General features: G+C 62.5%; 21 protein-coding genes and 1 pseudogene. 6 read left to right on the top strand and 16 right to left on the bottom strand.

Going from position 1 to position 19,885, the window contains the following annotated elements; all coding sequences use genetic code 11:
- Positions 1-13: 13 nt before the first annotated feature.
- Positions 14-1,885 (bottom strand): DUF4175 family protein, encoded by a 1,872-nt coding sequence (locus tag RSPPHO_RS00645; protein ID WP_014413349.1) that lies wholly within the window; start codon positions 1,883-1,885, stop codon positions 14-16.
- Positions 1,886-1,904: 19 nt separating this feature from the next.
- Here RSPPHO_RS00645 and RSPPHO_RS00640 point away from each other — a divergent pair, with 19 nt between their 5' ends.
- From RSPPHO_RS00640 to RSPPHO_RS18545, 4 genes are all read left to right on the top strand, one after another.
- Positions 1,905-2,792: a methylmalonyl-CoA mutase family protein gene (locus tag RSPPHO_RS00640; protein ID WP_339325394.1), complete on the top strand. Its 888-nt coding sequence runs from the start codon at positions 1,905-1,907 to the stop codon at positions 2,790-2,792.
- Between the two features lie 245 nt (positions 2,793-3,037).
- On the top strand, positions 3,038-3,784 hold the full coding sequence (locus tag RSPPHO_RS00635; protein WP_014413347.1) for an SAM-dependent methyltransferase: 747 nt from the start codon (positions 3,038-3,040) through the stop codon (positions 3,782-3,784).
- 315 nt (positions 3,785-4,099) lie between these two features.
- Positions 4,100-5,524 carry an AAA family ATPase gene (locus RSPPHO_RS18550; protein ID WP_081581608.1) on the top strand — a complete coding sequence of 475 codons (1,425 nt, stop codon included), beginning with the start codon at positions 4,100-4,102 and terminating at the stop codon, positions 5,522-5,524.
- 32 nt (positions 5,525-5,556) lie between these two features.
- A complete protein-coding gene (locus tag RSPPHO_RS18545; RefSeq protein WP_081581607.1) occupies positions 5,557-6,168 on the top strand; it encodes an RloB family protein in 612 nt (203 codons plus the stop codon).
- A 195-nt stretch (positions 6,169-6,363) separates the two neighbouring features.
- On the opposite strand, the pseudogene RSPPHO_RS19555 reads toward RSPPHO_RS18545, so the two are convergent.
- The 13 genes and pseudogenes from RSPPHO_RS19555 to RSPPHO_RS00570 all read right to left on the bottom strand — a co-directional run.
- Positions 6,364-6,661 (bottom strand): annotated as a pseudogene (locus RSPPHO_RS19555) (IS5/IS1182 family transposase); the annotation flags it as partial.
- Positions 6,662-6,819: 158 nt separating this feature from the next.
- Positions 6,820-8,874 carry a phage terminase large subunit family protein gene (locus RSPPHO_RS00625; RefSeq protein WP_081581606.1) on the bottom strand — a complete coding sequence of 685 codons (2,055 nt, stop codon included), beginning with the start codon at positions 8,872-8,874 and terminating at the stop codon, positions 6,820-6,822.
- Positions 8,813-9,397: a hypothetical protein gene (locus RSPPHO_RS00620; protein ID WP_014413346.1), complete on the bottom strand. Its 585-nt coding sequence runs from the start codon at positions 9,395-9,397 to the stop codon at positions 8,813-8,815. The genes RSPPHO_RS00625 and RSPPHO_RS00620 overlap by 62 nt, the downstream gene beginning before the upstream one ends.
- Before the next feature lie 14 nt (positions 9,398-9,411).
- The gene (gene nrdD / locus RSPPHO_RS18285) at positions 9,412-9,651 is read right to left on the bottom strand and encodes an anaerobic ribonucleoside-triphosphate reductase (RefSeq protein ID WP_069187534.1); all 240 of its coding nucleotides are present in this window, start codon (positions 9,649-9,651) and stop codon (positions 9,412-9,414) included.
- Positions 9,652-9,767: 116 nt separating this feature from the next.
- Positions 9,768-10,271, bottom strand: coding sequence for a hypothetical protein (locus RSPPHO_RS00610; protein WP_041793629.1), 504 nt, complete (start codon positions 10,269-10,271; stop codon positions 9,768-9,770).
- Positions 10,272-10,281: 10 nt separating this feature from the next.
- Entirely contained in the window at positions 10,282-10,752 is a 471-nt protein-coding gene (locus tag RSPPHO_RS00605) for a hypothetical protein (protein WP_157879032.1), read from the bottom strand.
- A 22-nt stretch (positions 10,753-10,774) separates the two neighbouring features.
- Positions 10,775-11,869, bottom strand: a complete 1,095-nt coding sequence (locus RSPPHO_RS17340; RefSeq protein WP_051013531.1) for a hypothetical protein — start codon at positions 11,867-11,869, stop codon at positions 10,775-10,777.
- Between the two features lie 220 nt (positions 11,870-12,089).
- Complete coding sequence (locus tag RSPPHO_RS17335; protein ID WP_051013530.1) at positions 12,090-12,875, bottom strand: hypothetical protein; 786 nt, start codon at positions 12,873-12,875, stop codon at positions 12,090-12,092.
- Positions 12,876-13,180: 305 nt separating this feature from the next.
- On the bottom strand, positions 13,181-13,885 hold the full coding sequence (locus RSPPHO_RS00590) for an MT-A70 family methyltransferase (protein WP_014413343.1): 705 nt from the start codon (positions 13,883-13,885) through the stop codon (positions 13,181-13,183).
- Positions 13,882-14,073: a hypothetical protein gene (locus RSPPHO_RS00585; RefSeq protein WP_041793627.1), complete on the bottom strand. Its 192-nt coding sequence runs from the start codon at positions 14,071-14,073 to the stop codon at positions 13,882-13,884. Before RSPPHO_RS00585 ends, RSPPHO_RS00590 begins: the two co-directional genes overlap by 4 nt.
- A complete protein-coding gene (locus RSPPHO_RS00580; protein WP_041793626.1) occupies positions 14,066-14,917 on the bottom strand; it encodes a phosphoadenosine phosphosulfate reductase domain-containing protein in 852 nt (283 codons plus the stop codon). Before RSPPHO_RS00580 ends, RSPPHO_RS00585 begins: the two co-directional genes overlap by 8 nt.
- Entirely contained in the window at positions 14,914-15,309 is a 396-nt protein-coding gene (locus RSPPHO_RS00575) for a VRR-NUC domain-containing protein (protein ID WP_041793625.1), read from the bottom strand. The genes RSPPHO_RS00580 and RSPPHO_RS00575 overlap by 4 nt, the downstream gene beginning before the upstream one ends.
- Positions 15,310-15,393: 84 nt before the next feature.
- The gene (locus RSPPHO_RS00570; protein ID WP_014413340.1) at positions 15,394-15,669 is read right to left on the bottom strand and encodes a hypothetical protein; all 276 of its coding nucleotides are present in this window, start codon (positions 15,667-15,669) and stop codon (positions 15,394-15,396) included.
- Between the two features lie 204 nt (positions 15,670-15,873).
- Between RSPPHO_RS00570 and RSPPHO_RS19550 the strand changes: the two genes are divergently transcribed.
- On the top strand, positions 15,874-16,392 hold the full coding sequence (locus tag RSPPHO_RS19550) for a hypothetical protein (RefSeq protein ID WP_162138074.1): 519 nt from the start codon (positions 15,874-15,876) through the stop codon (positions 16,390-16,392).
- A 160-nt stretch (positions 16,393-16,552) separates the two neighbouring features.
- On the opposite strand, the gene RSPPHO_RS00565 is transcribed toward RSPPHO_RS19550, so the two are convergent.
- Both RSPPHO_RS00565 and RSPPHO_RS18540 read right to left on the bottom strand, forming a co-directional pair.
- On the bottom strand, positions 16,553-16,864 hold the full coding sequence (locus tag RSPPHO_RS00565; protein ID WP_014413339.1) for an addiction module antidote protein: 312 nt from the start codon (positions 16,862-16,864) through the stop codon (positions 16,553-16,555).
- Positions 16,857-17,087 carry a type II toxin-antitoxin system RelE/ParE family toxin gene (locus RSPPHO_RS18540; protein ID WP_081581605.1) on the bottom strand — a complete coding sequence of 77 codons (231 nt, stop codon included), beginning with the start codon at positions 17,085-17,087 and terminating at the stop codon, positions 16,857-16,859. Before RSPPHO_RS18540 ends, RSPPHO_RS00565 begins: the two co-directional genes overlap by 8 nt.
- Before the next feature lie 547 nt (positions 17,088-17,634).
- On the opposite strand from RSPPHO_RS18540, the gene RSPPHO_RS21850 reads away from it, so the two are divergent.
- Entirely contained in the window at positions 17,635-19,875 is a 2,241-nt protein-coding gene (locus tag RSPPHO_RS21850; protein WP_422610579.1) for an IS5 family transposase, read from the top strand.
- Positions 19,876-19,885 lie beyond the last annotated feature (10 nt).

The following is a 19,885-nucleotide window of genomic DNA, read 5'->3' as shown; positions in this document are numbered from 1 at the left end:
AACACCCTCCCCTCTAAAAGCGCGGAATGAGCCGGTCGATGTAGGCTTTTTCCGGGGCCGAGCGCTGGGGGTCGTTGGCGCGGCGGCGGAGTTCTTCGAGGATATCGCGGGCGCGGCGGGCTTCCGAGCGGTCGGGCATGCCCACGGTGTCGGTCCCCGGRCCCAGGCCGCCGGTTTCGCGGCCCAGTGGGTCAAGGCCGGGGCCGCGCTGGCCCATGCGCGGCATCAGGGGCAGTCCCAAGGCCCGGCGCATTTGGCTGCGGGCTTGGGCTTGGCCCTCGCTCAACCGGTCCAGGGCGATCCGCTGATCTTCCTGCGCCGCGGCGAGGGCGCCGGCTTTGAGGCGCGCGACTGCCTCGCCCATGGCCAGGGCCGCCTCCCCCAGGGCGGGCGGCACGTGGTCGGTTTTTTCCGCGATATCGCGCAGGATCTGTTCCAAACGCCCTTGCACGTCTTGTTGGCGCTGGGCCAGGGGGCGGCTTTGACCCTCGGGCCGGGGGGGCGCTTTGGCCGACGGGAGGGACAGACGATCGCCCCGCCGCAGTTCGCCCAGGCGGGCGTCGAGGCCTTGGGTGCCCGGGGGGTCGATCTGAGGCTGGTGTGTTTGCTCGGCCCGGAAGGTCTCGTCGAGCAAGGCGGCTTGGTCGCGGCGCAGGGCGTCCAGGGCCCGGGTCTGCTCCAGGGTCTGGCGCAAGGTTTGGAGGGCTTCCGGGGTCAGGTGTTGGGGATGAAGCGCCGCCAACGCATCGCTCAGGTGCTCCAGGAGGGTTCGGGTGGCGTCCCGCGCGCCCAGGCGGTTCATGTCCTGGAGATCGCGCAGGAGCTGGTCGAGATCCATCGCCTCGTCGTCTTGCCCCAGGTCTCGGTGCAAGAGGCCCTCGGGGTCCAGGGCCTGCAAGGAGCGCTGTAGGTCGGCCAGGGCTTGGTTCAGGGCCTCGCGGGCGTCGCGGATCAAGCGGTCGAGGTCGTCTTGGCCCAAGGTGCCGTTCAGGGCTTCTTGGACCCGTTCGCGCAGGGCTTCGAGATCGGCCACCACCCGGGCGTCGTCGCCCTCTTCCACCCGCACGGCGGCGTCCCACAGCAAATCGCGCACCCGTTCGACATCGGCCCCTCGGCCATGGCCGGCGAGGTGCGAGCGCGCCACGCGCAGGGCCAGATAGACGGATAAGGTGTGGTCAAACGCTTCCGGTCGGGCGGTCAGCGAGTCGAGGCGACTGATCACGCCGGGCAGGGCCCCGGGGTCCTCGGTCAACCGCTCGCGCTCGCTGATCAGGGCCCGGGCGACCGGGTGGCGGAACACGCGGCGCGGCAAGGTCACGCTCACCGATTCCCCCTGGGCCCGTTGGCCCAGCGCATCAACGGCCCACGGTGTTAGACGCACCTCGCGTCCGGCCCAGCGATGGGCGGTCAGATCGGGGGCGGCGCGGCTGATCACGTCGCGGGTCTGGGCGTCGGGGGGAGGAAAATCTTGGGTCAGCGCCCCCTCGGGATCACTGCGCCGCGGCGTCAGCGGGCGGAGATCCACACCCAGACTGACCACCCCATGGTCGTCGCGCGCCGCCAGGACAAGAACCAACCGCCCGCGCGGGTCGCTTCCCGGCGCTGCGGCAAAGCGCACGCTGGGGGGATCATCGGGCAGCATCTCCAACGGGCGGTGCAGAAGGGTTTGGCCATCCGCCCGCACACTCAGCACGCCATCGCTTTTCACCACCATGCTGGCGCGCAGGGAATGGGGATCCAGGACCTCCATGCCCTGGTCCTCGCCGCCCACGGCCAAGCGGGCGCTCTCGGCCCGGCCATGGACCAGGGCCAGCACAACGGTTCCCTTGGCGACCCGGAGCGGGGTGGTGTCATCCTCTCCGGCGTCGGGGCGACTGGTCTCCAAGGTCAGGGGGGGCAGGCCGGTGTACTCGGGGGGGGTCAGCCAGACCCGGGCGATGGGCCGGCCCTACTCGGCCCGCCTCGCCGCCATCGAAAGCGGCGAGCAGATCGTGGTCGGCGTCAACAAGTTCACCGAAGCCGCCCCCAGCCCCCTCACCGCCGGCGACGGCGCCATCATGACCGTCGATCCGGCCGTGGAACGCGACCAGATCGCCTCCCTCGTCGCCTGGCGCCAAAGCCGCGACGCCGCTAAGGTCGCCGAGACCCTCGCCGCCCTGCGCCGTGCCGCCGCCGACGGCAGCAACATCATGGAACCCACCATCGCCTGCGCCCACGCCGGCGTCACCACCGGCGAGTGGTCCCAGACTCTGCGCGACGTCTTCGGCGAATTCCGCGCCCCCACCGGCGTCTCCACCGCCGCCCGCGCCGGCAGCGTCCCCGCCCGTCTCGGCGAAGTCCGCACCCGCGTCGAAGCCCTCTCCGAGCGCCTGGGCCGCCGCGTCAAGATCCTCGTCGGCAAGCCCGGCCTCGATGGCCACTCCAACGGCGCCGAACAAATCGCCGTGCGCGCCCGCGACGCCGGCATGGAAGTGGTCTACGAAGGCATCCGCCTGACCCCGGCCCAGATCGTCAACGCCGCCCTGGAAGAAAGCGTCCACATCGTCGGTCTTTCCATCCTGTCGGGATCCCATGTTCCCCTCGTGACCGACATCCTCCAGCGCATGCGCGCCGCCGGGCTGGACGCTGTTCCCGTCATTGTTGGCGGGATCATTCCGCCTGAGGACGAAAAGATCCTGGTTGCTGAGGGGGTGACCAAGGTTTACACGCCGAAAGACTACGACATCACGACCATCATGAATGACTTGGTGGCGATTGTTGCGGCGAGTGAAGGGGTTTCCGAAGCGGCGTAAGGGGAAGAGGAAGAGGAAGAGGAAGGGGAAGAGGAAGGGGAAGGGAAGGGGAAGGGAAGGGGAAGGGAAGGGGAAGGGAAGGGGAAGGGAAGGCAAGGGGGGCCGGGGGCCCCCGTTCGGAACCCCCGGTCGGTTGGGGTGGAGCGGTTGGGGGGGCGGGGTAGTCTGGCTTAAGGCGGTGTCATCGCCTGTCCTGTCGGTGCAGGGCTCGACTGTTTTTTCCTGAGACAAGGATCGTTGAGATCGTGGACATCCCGCGGATTTTCACCCTCAGTGAAAGCGCTCACCGCATTCACAACCCCATCACTCCCGACAAGCTGGCTACCCTTGGCGCGGCCTTGCGTCTCGACGTCGGCGCCCGGGTTCTCGATCTCGGCAGCGGCTCCGGGGAGATGCTCTGTACCTGGGCCCGCGATCACGGTATCGTCGGCACCGGGATCGACCTGAGTCCGCTCTTCACCGAGCAAGCCAAGCGTCGGGCCCTCGACCTCGGCGTCGCCGATCGTGTCGAGTTTCTTCATGGCGACGCCGCTGGTTACGTCTCCGACGAAAAGGTCGCCCTGGCCGCTTGTGTCGGAGCCACCTGGATCGGGGGAGGCGTCGCCGGGACCCTGGGGCTTTTGGCCCAGAGTCTGCGCCCCGGTGGTCTTCCCCTCATCGGTGAACCCTACTGGCGCCAGCTCCCTCCGACGGAACACATCGCCCAGGGCTGTCTCGCCTCCGCCATCGCCGACTTCCTCCCGCTGCCCGCTCTGCTCGCCTCTTTCCAAGATCAGGGCTACGACGTCGTCGAAATGGTTCTGGCCGACCAAGACGGTTGGGATCGCTACGAAGCCGCCAAATGGCTGACCCTGCGTCGCTGGCTTGACTCCCATCCCGACGACCCCTTTGCCCCCGACGTGCGCACCCACCTCACCGCCGAACCCATCCGCTACGCCACCTATACCCGGGACTACCTGGGCTGGGGCGTCTTCGCCCTCGTGGCACGCTGACCCGGGGGGGCGGGAAAGGGGGGAAGAAGAAGGGAAAGGCCAAGGGGGCCGGGGGCCCCCTTGGAACCCCCGTTGGTTGGGGTGAGCGTGAAGCGCTGTGTCTCGGCCGTCGGAGACACGACGCTGGTGTCGGCGGCGCGCCAAAGCAACACGCTCGTCACCGACGCGGCTGTAGCAGATGGCGCTCGGCTGCGCGAGGGGCTGATCGATCCGGCCAATAGTTCACTTGGCAGCGGTACCGCGTCTACTTCATGCGCAAGGTATTGGTTCACTTGCCCATCCTCAGCCTCGTCAACGCATTCATCTGGAAAATGAATGTCAACGCGCTTAGAGCGACAGACCGGTCTGCAATTGTTGACGAGGAAGAGATACAAGGATATCATTTTCGACGGCTTTTTCGCGAAAAATCCGCATAAAGAGCTGCTTAATGCGCTTCTGCGCAGGAAAGGCCTTCGTATGCTGCTTACATTCAGTGTTTCCAACTACAAGTCGATATGGGGCAAGCAAACCCTTTCAATGGTTGGCTCCAACACAAAAGGAGCACACGCACCGGCAGATGTTTCTGCGCCAGGATTAACAAATGGGGTCCTGCCGTGTGCGATCATCTATGGTCCGAACGCATCTGGGAAGACCAATCTCCTGGACGCTCTTGTCCGAATGCGGGACTCGATCTTTTTGGTACATCCAACAAGGGAAAAATCATTAAGACGGAAGCCTTTTGACTTAAATAAAATGGCAAAACAGGCTCCAACAGAATTCGAAATTGTCTTTTTGGAGGGCGGTATTAGATATGATTACGGATTTAGCTATGATGACGACAAAATTATATCAGAATATCTATTTTCGTATCCGAAGGAGCGGAGAAGAAAGATATTTGATAGAAGAGAAGGTTCTATTGAATTTGGAGCTTTAATGCGAGGTTCAAAGAAAACTCTGGGGAGTTTTTTGCGCCCAAACGTTCTTTTCATGTCGATCGCTGCTCATGTCGATCATCCGGAGCTAAAACCCGTTGTTGAGTTTTTTAAAAACATCATTGCCCTTAGCGACATCACCGTACACTCCGGCCTTTTAAACATAACATTCAAAGACAATGAAATCGATCATCGCTCAATTGCTTTTCTAAAGGCAATTGGGACAGGAATTTGCGATTACAAGCAAGTAACGTCAGAGATTCCTGAGAAACAAAGGAATATGATAGCAGATGTGATAAAGGTTGTATCTTCATACGCCAACGATGAATCAGAGATCGACGCGCCTGCCGTTGACGACAGGGAGTATGAAATTCAACTAGGTCATGTCGATTACGATGGTGATCTTGTATATTTTCCTAGTGATGCAGAAAGCGCTGGGACACGACGCCTCCTCATCATGATGAACTATATTTTTTCTTCCCTGGATAAGGGGTGTATTATGGTTGTTGATGAAATTGATGCAAGTCTACATACTCATGCGGTCAAATCTATAGTTAAGCTATTCCTTGATCACACTTACAACCGCGGCAATGCCCAGTTGATCGCGACAACCCACGACACAAACCTACTGGACCCGAACGTCTTACGCCGCGACGAGATTTGGTTCTCCCAAAAGGACAGGAGCGGTTCATCATCTTATTATTCTCTTGTCGAGATTAACAGTAGAAAAGATGAAGGGTTTGAGCGACAATACCTACAAGGTCGCTATGGAGCGGTGCCGCCTAGCTCAAGTTTTGTTGAGCGCTACATCAAGAACATTGAAGAATAAAACTCACGAAAATTCTTATGAAGATTTAATTGATGAAAAAAATAACTCGCTTAGTAGGAGTAATAAATAAAAAAAGAAAGATCTATATATTTTCTGAAGGAAGAAATACAGAGCCTCTGTATTTTGAGGCCTACGCTCACCACGTAGGGGACGTCGCTGTAGAGGTAATTTGCATAGCTGCGGCTGGGGTGCCTCTCACAATCGCGAGGCATGCCCAGGAGAAAATTAAATATATTTCTACAAAAAAATATAAAAAAGAGTTTGGGGATTCCGACGTGGTTTGGGTTGTTTTTGACCGAGACGAACACCCAAATATTAGCGAAGCCCTTCAAATGTGTGCCCAAAATAATATCTATGTAGGATACTCTAATCCTTGCTTTGAGTTGTGGCTAATTTTACACTTTAAAGATTTTGATGCTGGAGACGATCGATTTGGGATACAGAAAAAATGCGAAAGCATATGTCCTGGGTATAAATCCAGCTCTCACAAAGTACCGGAGCTGTCCACATTGCTTCCAAAGGTTGAGGATGCCGAAAGACGCGCAGAAGCGATGGAGGCTAGGCGCCGCGAGGACGGCGCTGAGTCACCCCGTACCTCAGTATATCTGCTAACGCGCCACATCCGCAATATAGACCCCCTGTAATATTTTGACATCGCCCAAGGCAGTTTGGCGAACAAAAAAATTATAAAAACACCTGTTCGAGGCAAAGCTTTGAGTATAAATTTAAACTTTTCCTCTCTAATTAAAAATATCCACAAGCGGGCCCCTTCAGCCCTCATTGCCTATTGCCTTGTCTTCTCAGCTTAATCGCTCCAAAAGTCCCGTCCGCTAAGTTCCCTATGAGTTCCGCAGCCTTGCGATTCTGAGCAGCATGAGGCGGATTACGGTGAGGCGCAAGAAGGCTAGGGGCATCCGGGACAGGTTATCAAAATCCTTGGCGAGGCGGCGGTGTCGGCCGAGCTGGCCGAATGTGCATTCCACGACCTAACGTTTGGGCAGTACCTCGAAGCCTTTGCGGTGTCAGAGCTGACGAACTTCAGGTACCATGCCCCCAGTGCTTGCATTGATGCAGCTGTAGCAGCCCCCAGATAACCAGATCGCCGAAAACCCGCTTTACGAATGGAAATAGCCGCCGGTGGCTTATTCCTGCCTCCGGGGCTACGATGTGCGGGGCGCTTATGGTGAGTGTATAATAGAACATATAATGAATATCGAGCCATCGGAGGCTCTGCCATGTCCGATTTCCCGCGCTCTGTATTGGAGTTCCAACCGCACTTTCCGAATACTCCCCCCCTAACAAACCGAGGGTCTGGGAGGCCGCGCCTCCCACGTGTCGATGCGCACGACAGGAGCGTCTACCGCTCCGACCTTCACGGCCTCGCGATCCAGATCCAGGCGGTGCTGCATAATCAATCCCCACAGCGCGGCGTAGGCGTAGACTCGGCAGTCCAGGGCCTCATGGGCCATGCCCTGCTTCGGCACCCACACCCGGCGCGACCTCCCCCCGTCCCTCTTGAGGGCAAGTCGCTCGCTGGTCAGTTGGGTGAAGTACCCGGCGTCCCGTTCAGCCGGGAAGTGCATGTACCCCGGCCCGGGCGCCTCAATGCTCAGGCAGTCCGAAATTCGGTCTTTGGCTGCGTTTGTGCCGATGATGACCGGCTTGTTGTCTTTCGATCTCTTTTTCGCCACCCGAGACGTGGGCCACACCGGGGAGCGCAGGCCGCTGGTCTCCGACGCGCCCTTGATCGCCCAGATCCGCCGCGTCAGCTTGCCCCGGCAAAAGCGATACACATCCTGGGTGTGGTGCCCACCCGAGTCGATGCACGCCGCCGCAATCACAAACGGGCGACCATCCGCTCGCAGCCATGTGCGAGACAGGAGGGCATCAAGGCGGCTCCAGACTTCGGGCTGCCCCGGGTCTCCCTCCAAAACCTCGTAGTGGACAGACCACGACTCTTCCCCCCGCCCCCAGCCGACGACTTCGATCTCCAGGCGGTTGTCTTGCGTGTCCACCCCGGCAGTCAGCGCCGCCACGCCTGCCGGCACATCACCGGGCCAGACTTCTCGGCGCTCCATCAGGGCATGGGGCTTGATGTCGCGCCCAACCCTGGGCCGGTAGGGCAACCCCAATTGGGTGTTCCACCACGCCTGTTTCTTTTCGTCGCTGTCCTTCGCCGCAAGCCACTTGGCCGCGATGTCCTGGGGGCGATCCTTCTGCCAGGGGCTGTACAGCTTGCTGGCCTGGAAGCCCGCGTGCTCGTTGTCCAAGCCCCAGGCTCCGCAAATTGGGCAGCGCGCCCGGTAGACAGCCCACCGATCGCCTTCCCACCAGTCCCAGATAGCGCTTACGGGGTCCGCACCCCCGTCCCGCCACGCCCAGGCGTAGTCATCAAGCGGGCTATGCCGGTGCCCGCAACACTCAAAGGGCCGCGTCTGGTGCCAGCGGGTCGTCGTCAGGGCATTGAGGCGATCACCTTCCGACCACACCGACCCGCAGGCCTCGCAACAGATCCGGGCTGTCTTTGGCCTGTGGTCGCCGGTTTCACTTTTCTCCCACTCGACATGTTTAAAAAAATCAAGGAACTGCCGATGCCCACAGTGAGGGCAGACCACCGAGGCCCGGCGCTGGTCGCTCTCCGCATATTTTGCCGCAATCCGGCTCTCATCCTCGACCGTGGGAGAGCAAGCCCGGATCGACAACCAGTTGACGCCGAAAGTGGCCGTGCGCTCCTCGCCCAAGGCGATGGGGTCGCCCTCCCGAGTAACTGGGTACTTGTCCACCTCGTCGAACAGCGTCACACGCACCGGCCGACGAGCTAGGTTGTCCGGCGATCCCGCACCAACCAGGGCCAGGAACCCACCGGGAAACGCCTTGTACAACAGCGTCTCTTCCGCCGAGCGAGTTTTCCCAGTGCCCACCAACCCCCGAAGGACGGGCGTGGCCTTGACCATGGGCGTGATTCGCTCTTTGGAAAACTGCTCGGCCGCCTCGTCCTTCGGCTGGACCAGTAAAATTGGGCACGGGTCTAAATGAGCAAAGTAGCCAAAGGTGTTCTCAAGTAAGGCCGTCTTCATGAGCTGGGTGCAACACATCACAGTAACGACATGCACTCCCGGCTCCGTCACGGCCAGCATTGGCCCTCGCGCCACTTCCACGGTGCTGGTGCGCCACCGGCCCGAGGTGCTACCCGCCTCCTTTGCCAGTCGCCGGTATCGGTCAGCCCATTCGGGGACGCTGATCCGCGGAGGAGGCGTCCAGCCTTTGCGAGCCGCCAGGGTCAGGCGGTCAGCCTTCGGGGTGGAAGTCCGCTTCCGGCTCCCCGAGGTCACTGAGGTGGGCGTGGACATGAGCCGTCAGGACCTCGGTCACTTTATCGGCCTCGACGCCAAGGGACGCTCCAACAAGGGGGGCCACGCGAGACGGCCAGTTGAGCCAAGCATCCCTGGCGGCGCGGGACGCCTCAAAAAACAGTCGCTCGGCTACCTCAACCTCAACCAAGGCGCCGGCCTGTTGCCGGACAGCCAGGAGGTTTTTCACCGCCAGGGCGTTCTCCTTGACACGCTCGGCCTCGGCTAGGGTCGCAAAGTCGCCGGCCAGGACCCTCTCGATGAAGGCGTCGGCCTGCCGCTCCAGGTCGTCAAGATCAGGCTCGACCGCCCTGGTAACATGAGGCGAAGCGTTACCAGGGGTAACGGGGGCGGTAACATCCTTGAACCTCCCCAGTCGGCGCTCGGCGAGGGCTTTGTCAGACGCCTCAATGTCAACCTGACCCTCGCTAACCGCCAGATATCCCGCCGTTTTCCAGAGGGTGACGGTCTTTCTGGACACCCCGTGCAGCCGGGCAAACTCAGCCTGCGAGACGCGCCGCATGTGTTACCCTGCTTTCACAACCTATGGCTGGTCCCGAGACGCGATGGACCCATGCCCAACCGCCCGTCACGCCCCCTCAGGGACCCCGGCAAAACCAAATCTTTGCAAAACGCAACGCTTTCGCAAAAGTTGACGCGCTCCGCAAACTCCCCACGCTTCCCGACGTTGAACGACGACACAGGCCGGTGATAACCCATGACCCGCGTCCACACCTCGCAGGGCTGGCGCTCGGCGTCGTCGATCAACTCGCCCATGGCAACCTCCCAGAACGCGAAAACCCCGCACGACCACGGGGCCGGCGGGGTGACGCAGTAACGCTATCTTGCCTTGGCATAGGGCCATAAAATGTAAAGTCCGTAAAGAGAAACCGTCACGCTGCCCTCGAAATCATTCCACGCGCCTGCACAGTCACCGCCAACGCGGCCAATGCCCGCGCTCGGGAGGCATAAATCGTTGGACGAGAGACGGGCTTGCCGTCCCGGCGGTCGGTGGTTTTGCGCGCGATCACCCACACGGGCACGCCAGCCGCCATCAGGAATGCCCGTCGTGCATCGGCTGGCTTTTTGATCGACCTCGCCACCTCAAACAGCGCGTCCATCCGGCTGATAGCCTCGCGTGTCGGCGGTCCCGGGCGCGTCTTCATCCCCTCCCAGCCTCCAGCCGCCACCGCATTGGCCCACCGCTCGGCCTGGGTTCGCACGACCTCGGGCCACTGGCAGCGCTCACACGACAGCAGCCACGCGCGTTCCTGGTCAGGCAGGCGGCGCAGGGTATCGGCCGCCTCGACAAGCAGCTCCCACACCGCCGCCTCGGGGGTGGGGTCGATGACGCCAGCGTCGCGGGCCAGGGTCAGTCCGTGGGCGATCAGGTCCATGATGTTTCCTTCAAGCGGTGCGCGCAGTCAGGCCAGCCGCGTGGCACTCGGCCAGGACAGCAGCGCGTTGGGCATGCAGGTCGTCGTCGGTCAGGGGTTCGCGCGGCGGGCGGTTGACCGCTCCGGCGACAAGGGCGGCCACGGACCGCGCCTTGGCGGGGCTGGGTCGAGCCGCAGGAGGCGGCTCGCGCTCGGCTTTGAACAGGGCGTAGTCAGCTTGCACCTTGACGCGGCGGCGTAGGGCAAGCTCGTCGCTCACCAAGGCCACCACCTCGGCGGGGCGGGGCGGGAATCGCAGTGTTGTGCGCGCCCTTTTCCCGGCCAGGGCCAGGAGGTCAGGAGGGAGCGCCTCCAGAGCCTCCGCCATGGCGTCGGCGTAGGCCTTGGGGACCACCCCGGGCGGGCTTCCTAGGGCCGCCCCGATCTTTGCCGCCTCCAGGATGGCCGCGCCCTTGCCGGCTGGCACCAGGGACTCGCTCACCTCGGTCAACACCGCCCTGACCTCAGAGGCCGGCAGAGGCGGCGGCTCCTCCGGCCTCCACCGAGAGACCGACAGCCAATTCGCGGTAGGCTGCCATGAGGTCCTGTTGGCGAGCGTCTGCGGGTGATTGACGGGGGCGATGTGGTTCATGGCTGGGCTCCTGGAGGCGGCGCATAGTTTCGAGGATTCTTGGGGTTAGATAGGCAAGGGAGACAGGTGGGCCGCTGCCTTTCGCGGCACGGCGCGCTCCGATCTCACCGGCGACGACCCGAACCGTGTCCGGGTCAGCTCCGGCCGCGAGCCAGCCGCGCGCCTCCCGAAGTTCATCCCCTCCTGGGGGGGTGGCTGTCGGGCACCCCCCATCGGCGAGCCCCTTCAGGGCCGCCTTGATCAGGGCGACGGCTTGCTTGGTTTCAGCGGGGTCTGGTGTGGCCCGGTCGGCGTCGGCGGGGCGGCCGAGCCAGGACTTCGGGGACTTCGGGGCCTCCAGGGGGACGTCTCCAGGAGCCGGCGCCCCAGCAGCAGCAGCACCCGAGGCCGCCTCGCGCGCGCACGCGGTGTTGTGGGATTCCTGCTGCTGCTTACACCCTTCTCTTATCTCCTCTTCTCTTCTCTCCTCTTCTCTAGGAGGCGTTACATGCGTTACATCGCGTTCCATCGCGTTACACGGCGTTTCATCTGCCCGGTAACGCGTTTCGTCGTCCGGCGTAACATTTGCGTAAGTATCTGGTTTTTCTTTATTTTCTTGGTTTGCACCCGCAGCGCGCTTCCGCTCCCGGTACCGGCGCACCCGCTCGGTCGATCCGGCCGGGGCCGCTTTGGTGCCGCCCTGGCGCCGCTCCCACGACCGCACCGCGTCCCCATCCAGGACCTTGCCTTGCATGGCTGTAACGCATGTAACGACCGTTTCCGTTTCAAGGTCGAGCGTAACGGCGACCTCTTCGGCGTCGAAGCTGGCGATCGACCCGCGCTCATCGGCGGCCGATGCGTGCTCAAGAATGCAGGCCCAGGTGGCGATCACGACATGGACCGGCTGTCCGCACCGCTTGGCGACGACCCGGAATTTGGGATCGGAGGTGGCGCCGTGATGCCACCTGAACCAATGCATTTCCTGCATCAGACGCGCCCCCTCTCACCAAAGTACTTGCAAGCCGGCGTGCCCCCAGGGCAGCCGCCCGTCGCGCCAGACTTCATGGCCATGGCCTTCGTGCAGCGCGGCCCAGATCGGAGCGGGCCGGCCTTGTCCTCGGGAGCCCAGTGGCAGCACTGCCGGCAAAGCCGACCTGCTGGCCCGCTCCCGGGGAAGAAGGCGAAGAGGGTGGAGGGGGCGCGGGCCATCAGATAGCGTGCCTCCGCACATCCACCACCCGGCCCACGGCAACGCACGAGGTGCGGGCGCCACTCCAGGCGTGAGCCATGAGCCGATCAACCGAAGTGAACGAGCCATTCTTGCCGGGGCGCACGGCCAGCAGGACGTCATCGTCCTTAAGCGCGTCGTCCGTGGCATCGAAGATCACCACCCCATCTTCCAGCACCAGCAACCCCATCCCGGGACGCACCTGGGCGCCGGTCAGGGCCGGGGTGTTCGGAGGGAGGGGAAGTTCGGCTTGGGCGGGACCAGAGGCGGCGAGGTCGGCGATGCCCAGGTCATCCCAAAGCCCGATCCGCTTGGCGAGGGCTTGGGCCGCGCTGGCACCCAGGGTCTTCCGGCATGCCTCGACCTGGAGCCGCTTTTCGCGGACGGACAAGGGGCGGGAAGGCTTCGAGGGGGACGATGTGGCCAACGTACCTTGCCGCCACGCCATGAAGACCTCGATCACCTCGCGCCGGATCGCCGCCGCCGAAGGGGTCTTGCTGAACATGCAGACCAGGAGGGCCTGGGCTTCGTTAAGCCGGTATTCCTCAAACTCCTGACCGCGTGACTTGCCGTGCCGCACGGCGAGTGCGCCGTAGCCCTCCAACTCTTCGCGGTTCCGCTCGATCAGTTCGCGAATGACCCGGGGACGCTCATACCCCAGCCGCTCGGCAACCCTCAGGTCGAGGATGCGCGGCTCGTCGGCAGAAGTGTCGATATCGGAAAGGGAAAGCACGGACACACGGGTGGCGTTGGGAGAATCAGCCATGTCACAGCCCTCTTTCAGGCGTTGCTGAACGCCAGCAGAGGGGCTTTCCACGGCCGCCCTGGTGGCGGGAGCGTTGGAAATCCGGAAAGAGACGGACCCCCCTTCTTCCCCTTGCGGGTTTTGTATCCGGGGGCGCCCCGCCATAGGGGCACTGTGCGCCGGACAGACTCCGGGCACAAAAAAGACCGCGTGGCTTACGGGGCGGTTTCCGCTCTTTCCGGAGCATCCATCCCCGTCGCTTTCCACGGCTTCGGGGGCTCCAAGGAGCAACATCGCCCCAACAAGGTCGTTGGTCAAGGGTGTAGTCATTGGGCGACCTCCAGCGTCGGGAAGCGGCCATACTCATCGCCCCACCCCACAACACCCGGGACCGGGGTTCGGGCAAAAGCCTCGAAAATCCCTTTGCCTGGGTGAGCTTTGAGGATGTCGAGGATCGCCTGATCGGGCTTGCGGGAATGCTCTCGCACGGGCCCTCGAATAAGGCTTCCGGGCCGCGCACCGGGGGGCGGGCACACCTTGATGCCCCGGGCACCAATCACCAGCAACTCGGGGTCCTGCACCGCCTCGACCAAGCGCTCATGCTGACCACGCGCCCAATACCCGGGGCCGAGGCGCCCTTCCTTGACCCAGACGCGCGCCGACTTGCGCGCAAGGCCCCAGGCGACAAGGCAGGCGTCGGCCAGTTCGGCGTGGGGCTCTGTCGTCCACAGGTAAACGACAGCATTGCGGGCCAGGATTTGCGGGACCGGCAGCGACAGGATTTCGTCGGCCCGCATCGTCTTGTAGTGCTTGGACGGGCTTTTGTTCTGCCCGGCTGGGGTGTGGGTGTCGAAATGCCAAGGCGGGTCGATCACCGCCACATCGAACCCGCCCTCGGGGACAAGCGCTAGCCAAGCGGCCAGGATCGTGGGATCCGGAGTGTGGATGGCCCCGGCCTCGCGCAGGCCGGCAAGGCCAGAGCCCCGGTAAACGGCAAGAGCGGCGGCGTTAGTCCAAGGACGCGCCATCATCCACGCTCCCGCAGGTGGTCCGTTGCGTCTCCCTTGAGCGCATCGGCCACCAAGGCATCAAGGTAATCGCGAGCCGCATCCACCTCTTGCAGGCTGACCTGCTCGGTGTGGTAGGCGCCGATGATGCGGGCGTAGGTGTCGGCCGCGCGGGCGACGGGGCAGTTGTGGCAGGGGGTGACGTCAGTCATGACAACCCCCAAGGTCGGCGCTGCAAAACAGGCGCTCGTCGTTTAGTGCCAAATCGCCCTGACGCGACACAAAATCGAGCAGCCCAGCCCACGGCCGACCGGGCGCAAAAGTCGCCCCGACCCTGGCTTCGATATCCGCCCACCACCGCGCTCGCCCGGGGTATTCCCGGCACAGCGCGGCCAACGTGCGCTCGGACTTCATAAAACAGCCGTCGCAATTTCCGAGTGGGGTTTTGCCGTTGGCGTCGGGGAGCCTCAACCCAAACGCCTGCCCCCCCCACCACGCCAGCACGTCGCGCCGCGTCGCGCCGGCGCCTACCAGTGGGTAATGGGCAGTCCAGGGCTGCCTGTCGTCGTCGGCGCGCACCCGGCGCGCTTCGTCCGCCCTGATCCCCAGGACGCTGGTCCATCGGCCGTAGCCCCGCCAGACCATCCAATCCTTGGCGGGTCGCTGCTTTAGCTCGGTCGAGCAAAACCGCGCCACGCGATTTGGTAAATACTGCCTCTTGGCGATCAGATCCAAAAACGGCTCGCCGTTCGTGCTGGCCGGGCGGTTGGTCCCAGGCCCGACCACGCGGAACCGCTCTTCGGTGTCGTATTCCACCCAGGTGATCTTGACCCCCCAACGCCGACCGCATTCCTCAACAAATTCAAGAGTTTCCGGCATTTCCCGGCCGGTGTTCTGAAAGAGGACGTGAGTGTCTGGCGGCAAAGCCCCGCCGTGCGCGTCCAGGATGTGCCGGAGCATGTACCCGGACGTGCGGCCGCCCGAAAACTGCACCGCCACCGGGCCGGGGGSCAGGCGGTAGGGGGACGGGGTGATGATGGCGGGTGCGGTGCTCATGTCGCGAATCCCCCCTGCGCCCGAGCCGCCACCGGCGCCCCTTGCCTCCGCAGAAACTCCAGCACCGCCTCCAGGCTGTCGGCCACGGTCGCCGGGAAGCCGGAGGCCTGGCACCAGTTGAGCCAAACGAGTTGCGCGGGGCTCAGGCTGCGCAAGGGGCGGGCCTGCCCCGTCACCTTTCCGGGGGCTTTCAGTTCGATCAGCGCGACGCGGCCGGGCGCCCAAAAGACGAGCAGGTCCGAAACGCCGGCCAGCACTCCGGCCCTTCTCATGCGCGCCGCTTCGAGCACGCCGCGCTTCCCGCCGTTCGGCACGGCCACGACGCGCAGGTCAGGGCAGAGCCGCAGGGTGTTGACGACGGAAATCTGGAGGGCGTCTTCGGGGTGTTTCATTGCAAATCCCCTCCGCGGAATATTGAAAAAATCAAAATGACCTGAGCGACAAGTACCGCCGCCCACTTTGCAATAAGTGTCGCCTCATCCATCGTCGCTCACCTTGAGCGCAGCGAGCGCCGCCTTTCGCGCCTCGATCGGTCCGACGCTCTTGCTCATGATTGTGCAGGTGCGCTGCGCCTCATACTGAAGGCCGCAGCCCACCCGCCGCTGGACCAGAGCAACAAAACCGAGGCGCGACAGGCCCAGGGCCACATCTTTGACGACTTGGCAGGCCCGACGGTCGTCGGCGCGGATGTAAACCACGGTCTCGCCGGGTGCGGCGTTGCGCACGGCACGGACGAGGCCGGCTGGGGTCATGGCGGGGCGCTTCTGCGCCCAACAGAAGGGTATCAGGACCCGATTTACTATCTTAGCAACATCCAGATTGACAGCAACTTATTCTTAGATTCATTGGATCTTGCGATTTACCACCTTCAGGGCGGCAATCAATGCAATTCGAACAACGTAATTCCCTTTATAAAATATCTATCAGAAAAAGGCGCTAGAGGACCTAAGCTTTTAGTGGCAAAATTCATTGATAGCAATATCAACCGTATAAATTACCCAATTGGAGACAGAAGAAGACTTCCCGGCGCAGAAAACGTAGCTGTTACATACTGCATTCATAAGCCAAATTACTATACTGAAGCAATAAAAGAAATCAGAAAAAATTTTGAAAATCAATTTCAAATCACACCGGACGGCATTACGATGCCTGCATCCGCAAATACAGAAATAGAATATGACGGTACCTATGCGTTCTTAAATAGTGTTATTGGATTCCTGCACATGATGAATTCTATATCATATTCAATACATGGAGAAAAATCAAAATCTGAAGAAGAAAATAAAATTGCATGCCAATACATAAAATCAAAAACCGGCATAAGTTCAAGTAGCGCATTTCACAAGATATATCATTCTTTTGGATTTTATATATTGGAGGACGCTTTGAGAAAGCAAAAAATATCTTGCCCAGATTGGAAAGAAGATAACGGGCTTTCTGCAAAAATAACAATAAATACATCGAAAAACTTGTAGGTCGAAAATTTTTGAATGCCCACCTGGAGTATTGTTAAATCCGATGGGTCAATTGCGAGTCCATGCCTCCCAGGCGACTTCTTGGGGGCTTTCGGGGCGGCCTTTTTTACGGGACGTGATGAGGAAGCTTCGCTCCGGCCTTGATGAAAGGCCCCGGCGATCATTTTGCTGCGTGGGCATCCTGAGGAACGAACACCATGCGCAGACCCAATGCGTGAGCAACCTTCAGGACGGTTCCGAGAGTTGGGTTGCTGTCTCCCGACAGAGCCTTGTCTAGCCCCTGCCGGCTCATTCCCACGTCGCGTGCAAGCTGACTCATGTTTCGGGCGCGCGCCACAACCCCAAGGGCGCGAGCGATGCAGACGGGGTCGTCCTCGGCTTCTTCCATAACCGCTTCCAGATATCCGGCGATATCTTCCTCGGTCTTGAGATAGTTGGCGGAATCATAGTGGTTAAAGGTGACATCATTCATGACCGAGATCCTTCCAACGGGCCGCGAGGCGTTGTGCCTGTTCGATGTCTTTCGGCTGCGACGATTTGTCGCCACCACAGAGAAGGACCCCCAAGACAGGGCCATGTTGCATGAAATAGACCCGGTACCCGGGGCCATGGTTGATCCGCATTTCAGAAACACCAGCCCCGACAAGCTTCACGTCTCCCGGATTGCTGCGCGCCAACCAATCAACCCGGATCATGCCCCGAGGAGCGGTGCAATAGATTATCCCGCGCGCGGCGGACGATTATCGTCGATCTTTGGTCGGGTTTGGTTGCGACCATCAACCGAACCAAGAATCAGACCGATGACAATGATGAGCCTTCGCAGGCTGCTGGAAAAGAGCGAGCCACCCTGACCAAACCGCCCCCCCTTGCCGGAGATCAAACGGCGAAACCGTTGGCCTACCACTCACTGAGACACAATCTGAAGGGGCAGAATAGAAACCAGCATAAACCCAACAGTCGAGCGCAAGGTGAACGCGCCGCCGGAGTTAAAGCTGCCAGTCTTTATCAGGGAAATGGCGGGCCGCGCCCGACGATGATGAGCACTACGTCTACGCTATAGCCCTCTAATGCCGCACTGCGCCCATTTCAATTGCCACGACTATCGCGTCACTGGCCTTGGAGAAGCCGCTCATCTGATAGGACCTCCAAGTTTTCCATGGTCACGAGAGGACACCTCGAAAAACCCTGGCTCTGAGCGGTGTCTGCTGATTCAATAAGCCCCAGGCCGTGTTGGAGGGAACGATGGGTCGGCAGCCTGGGTTCTTCGATCTTGAAGAGCGGTATGCGGAGTTGTCGAAGGCGGGCGACCCGCTGGAGAAGCTGCTGAGGGTGGTGAGCTTCGAGGCGTTCCGCTACCGGCTGGACAAGGCGTTGAACCGCAGCGACCGAGCCCGGGGCGGCCGTCCGCCCCATGACGCGGTTTTGATGTTTAAGATCCTGGTGCTTCAGGCGCTGTACAACCTGTCCGACGATCAGGCGGAGTTCATGATCAACGACCGCCTGACGTTCAAACGCTTTCTCGGCCTAGGGCTGGCGGACAAGGCGCCGGACGCCAAGACGATCTGGCTGTTCCGCGAGACGCTGACCGAGGCCAACGCGATCGAGAAGCTGTTCGCGGTGTTCGACGCCAAGCTGAAGGAAGGCGGCTATCTGGCGATGTCGGGGCAGATCATCGACGCCACCATTGTGGCGGCGCCGCGTCAGCGCAACGACGACGACGAGAAGCAGGCGATCCGCGAAGGGCGCATCCCTGACGGCTGGGAAGAGACCCCGCACAAGCTGGCCCAGAAGGACAGGGATGCTCGCTGGACCCTGAAAAGGGCCAGAGCGAAGACGCCGAAGGCGGAAGGCGCCAAGGGCGTCGAGATCGCCATCCCGATATTCGGTTACAAGAACCACATCTCGACCGACCGGCGCCACGGCTTCATCCGGCGCTGGGCGGTGTCCTCGGCCGCCGAGCACGACAGCCGCCGCTTCCGCGAGGTGCTCGACAGCGGCAACACTGGTGCCGACGTCTGGGCAGATACCGCCTATCGCTCGCGCAAGAACGAGGAGGGCCTGCCGGACGTGGGGTGGGCCACCTTGCCGCGCAGCGCCTTGACGGTGGTCCCGGTGGCCGAGATGTTGCGCCCGTCCCTCGGGGCGGTCCCCGGGGTCCGCGACCATCTCCACGATAACGGCGGCCCCCCTCGGGACGATCGCCCCCCGGAGCCTCGCGGCCGCTGGGATCCCCACGACGACACCCCCGGCCCGCACGGCCCCGGTTTGGGACCCGGGCCTGGCGGTGGCGGGGGGCCGCCCTGGTGGCACGGCCCGGACGGTCCACCGCCCCCCTTGACCGCTCTGCCCGGCGGGTTTCACCGGGGCTTGATGCCGCCCTGGGCCGACCCCGGACCGGACGACCTGAAAACGGCGGTCCGTCTGGCCGTGCTCCCGCTGCCGGGGCACACCGTTTTGGTGGTCGGCCGTGACCTGGAGTCGGTCGCCTTCTTGCGCGAACGGTTGCGGCGGGTGCTGCGCGCCGGCCTCTTGGGCATGGTGGCCCTGGGCTTGATCGGTGGCGTGGCCATGAGCCGGCGGGTCTCGCGGCGGCTGGAGGCCATCAACCGCACCAGTCGCGACATCATGGCTGGGGATCTGTCGCGCCGGGTGCCGGCCGGGCGCGGCGCCCACGGCGACGACTTCGACCAACTGGCCGCCAACCTCAACGCCATGCTGGCCCGCATCGAAACCCTGATGGCCGGGGTCCGTCATGTGTCCGACACCATCGCCCATGACCTGCGCACGCCGCTTGCCCGTTTGCGTAACCGCCTGGAGAGCCTGCGCGACCACGCCCAGGCCGCCACCGATCGCGACGGCCTGGGGGCCGCGCTGGCCGAGGTCGATGGTCTGCTCGCCACCTTCAATGCCCTGCTGCGCATCGCCCAGGTCGAGAGCGGCGGGCGGCGCATGACGTTTGCGCCCGTCGATCTGGTGCCGCTGCTGGCCGACGTGGCCGAACTGTACGAGGCGGTGGCCGCCGAGCGTACCGTGAGCCTCGAGACGACCCTAAGCGGCCCGGCCGTGGTGGATGGCGATCGCGACTTGCTGTTTCAGGCATTTGCCAACCTGTGTGACAACGCGGTCAAGTATTCGCCGGAAGGCGGGCGGGTGCGTTTGAGCCTGCGGTCCGAGCGTGGCCGCGTGGAGGTGTGCCTGGAAGACCAGGGGCCCGGCATTCCGGCCGCCGAGCGCCAGCGGGTGTTCGAGCGCTTCGCGCGCCTCGACGAAGCCCGCGCCACCCCAGGCAATGGCCTGGGCCTGACCATGGTCGCCGCTGTGGTCGAGGCACATGCCGGGCGCATCGTGTTGGAGGAAGCGGACGGGGGCGGGCTCTTGGTGCGGGTTGAGCTGCCGGCGCCTCAGGCGGGGCGGGGGGCGAGGGGGCAGGGTAAAGAGGAAGGCCGGGGAGGCGCGGCCTCCCCGGACCCCTCGTTGCTTTAAAAATTGCCGA

Origin of the sequence: Pararhodospirillum photometricum DSM 122 (genome assembly GCF_000284415.1) — a bacterium.
Lineage (GTDB): Bacteria > Pseudomonadota > Alphaproteobacteria > Rhodospirillales > Rhodospirillaceae > Pararhodospirillum > Pararhodospirillum photometricum.
The sequence above is the reverse complement of the archived record's forward strand: the minus strand, read 5'-3'. Positions and strand labels throughout refer to the sequence as shown.

Coding starts and splice junctions, on each gene's coding strand:
- RSPPHO_RS18550 (WP_081581608.1), top strand. CDS start 4,100: ATGTCAACGCGCTTAGAGCGACAGACCGGTCTGCAATTGTTGACGAGG.
- RSPPHO_RS18545 (WP_081581607.1), top strand. CDS start 5,557: ATGAAAAAAATAACTCGCTTAGTAGGAGTAATAAATAAAAAAAGAAAG.
- RSPPHO_RS00625 (WP_081581606.1), bottom strand. CDS start 8,874: ATGTCCACGCCCACCTCAGTGACCTCGGGGAGCCGGAAGCGGACTTCC.
- RSPPHO_RS00620 (WP_014413346.1), bottom strand. CDS start 9,397: ATGCGGCGCGTCTCGCAGGCTGAGTTTGCCCGGCTGCACGGGGTGTCC.
- nrdD (WP_069187534.1), bottom strand. CDS start 9,651: ATGGGCGAGTTGATCGACGACGCCGAGCGCCAGCCCTGCGAGGTGTGG.
- RSPPHO_RS00610 (WP_041793629.1), bottom strand. CDS start 10,271: ATGGACCTGATCGCCCACGGACTGACCCTGGCCCGCGACGCTGGCGTC.
- RSPPHO_RS17340 (WP_051013531.1), bottom strand. CDS start 11,869: ATGCAGGAAATGCATTGGTTCAGGTGGCATCACGGCGCCACCTCCGAT.
- RSPPHO_RS17335 (WP_051013530.1), bottom strand. CDS start 12,875: ATGGCTGATTCTCCCAACGCCACCCGTGTGTCCGTGCTTTCCCTTTCC.
- RSPPHO_RS00590 (WP_014413343.1), bottom strand. CDS start 13,885: ATGATGGCGCGTCCTTGGACTAACGCCGCCGCTCTTGCCGTTTACCGG.
- RSPPHO_RS00585 (WP_041793627.1), bottom strand. CDS start 14,073: ATGACTGACGTCACCCCCTGCCACAACTGCCCCGTCGCCCGCGCGGCC.
- RSPPHO_RS00575 (WP_041793625.1), bottom strand. CDS start 15,309: ATGAAACACCCCGAAGACGCCCTCCAGATTTCCGTCGTCAACACCCTG.
- RSPPHO_RS00570 (WP_014413340.1), bottom strand. CDS start 15,669: ATGACCCCAGCCGGCCTCGTCCGTGCCGTGCGCAACGCCGCACCCGGC.
- RSPPHO_RS00565 (WP_014413339.1), bottom strand. CDS start 16,864: ATGAATGATGTCACCTTTAACCACTATGATTCCGCCAACTATCTCAAG.
- RSPPHO_RS18540 (WP_081581605.1), bottom strand. CDS start 17,087: ATGATCCGGGTTGATTGGTTGGCGCGCAGCAATCCGGGAGACGTGAAG.
- RSPPHO_RS21850 (WP_422610579.1), top strand. CDS start 17,635: ATGGGTCGGCAGCCTGGGTTCTTCGATCTTGAAGAGCGGTATGCGGAG.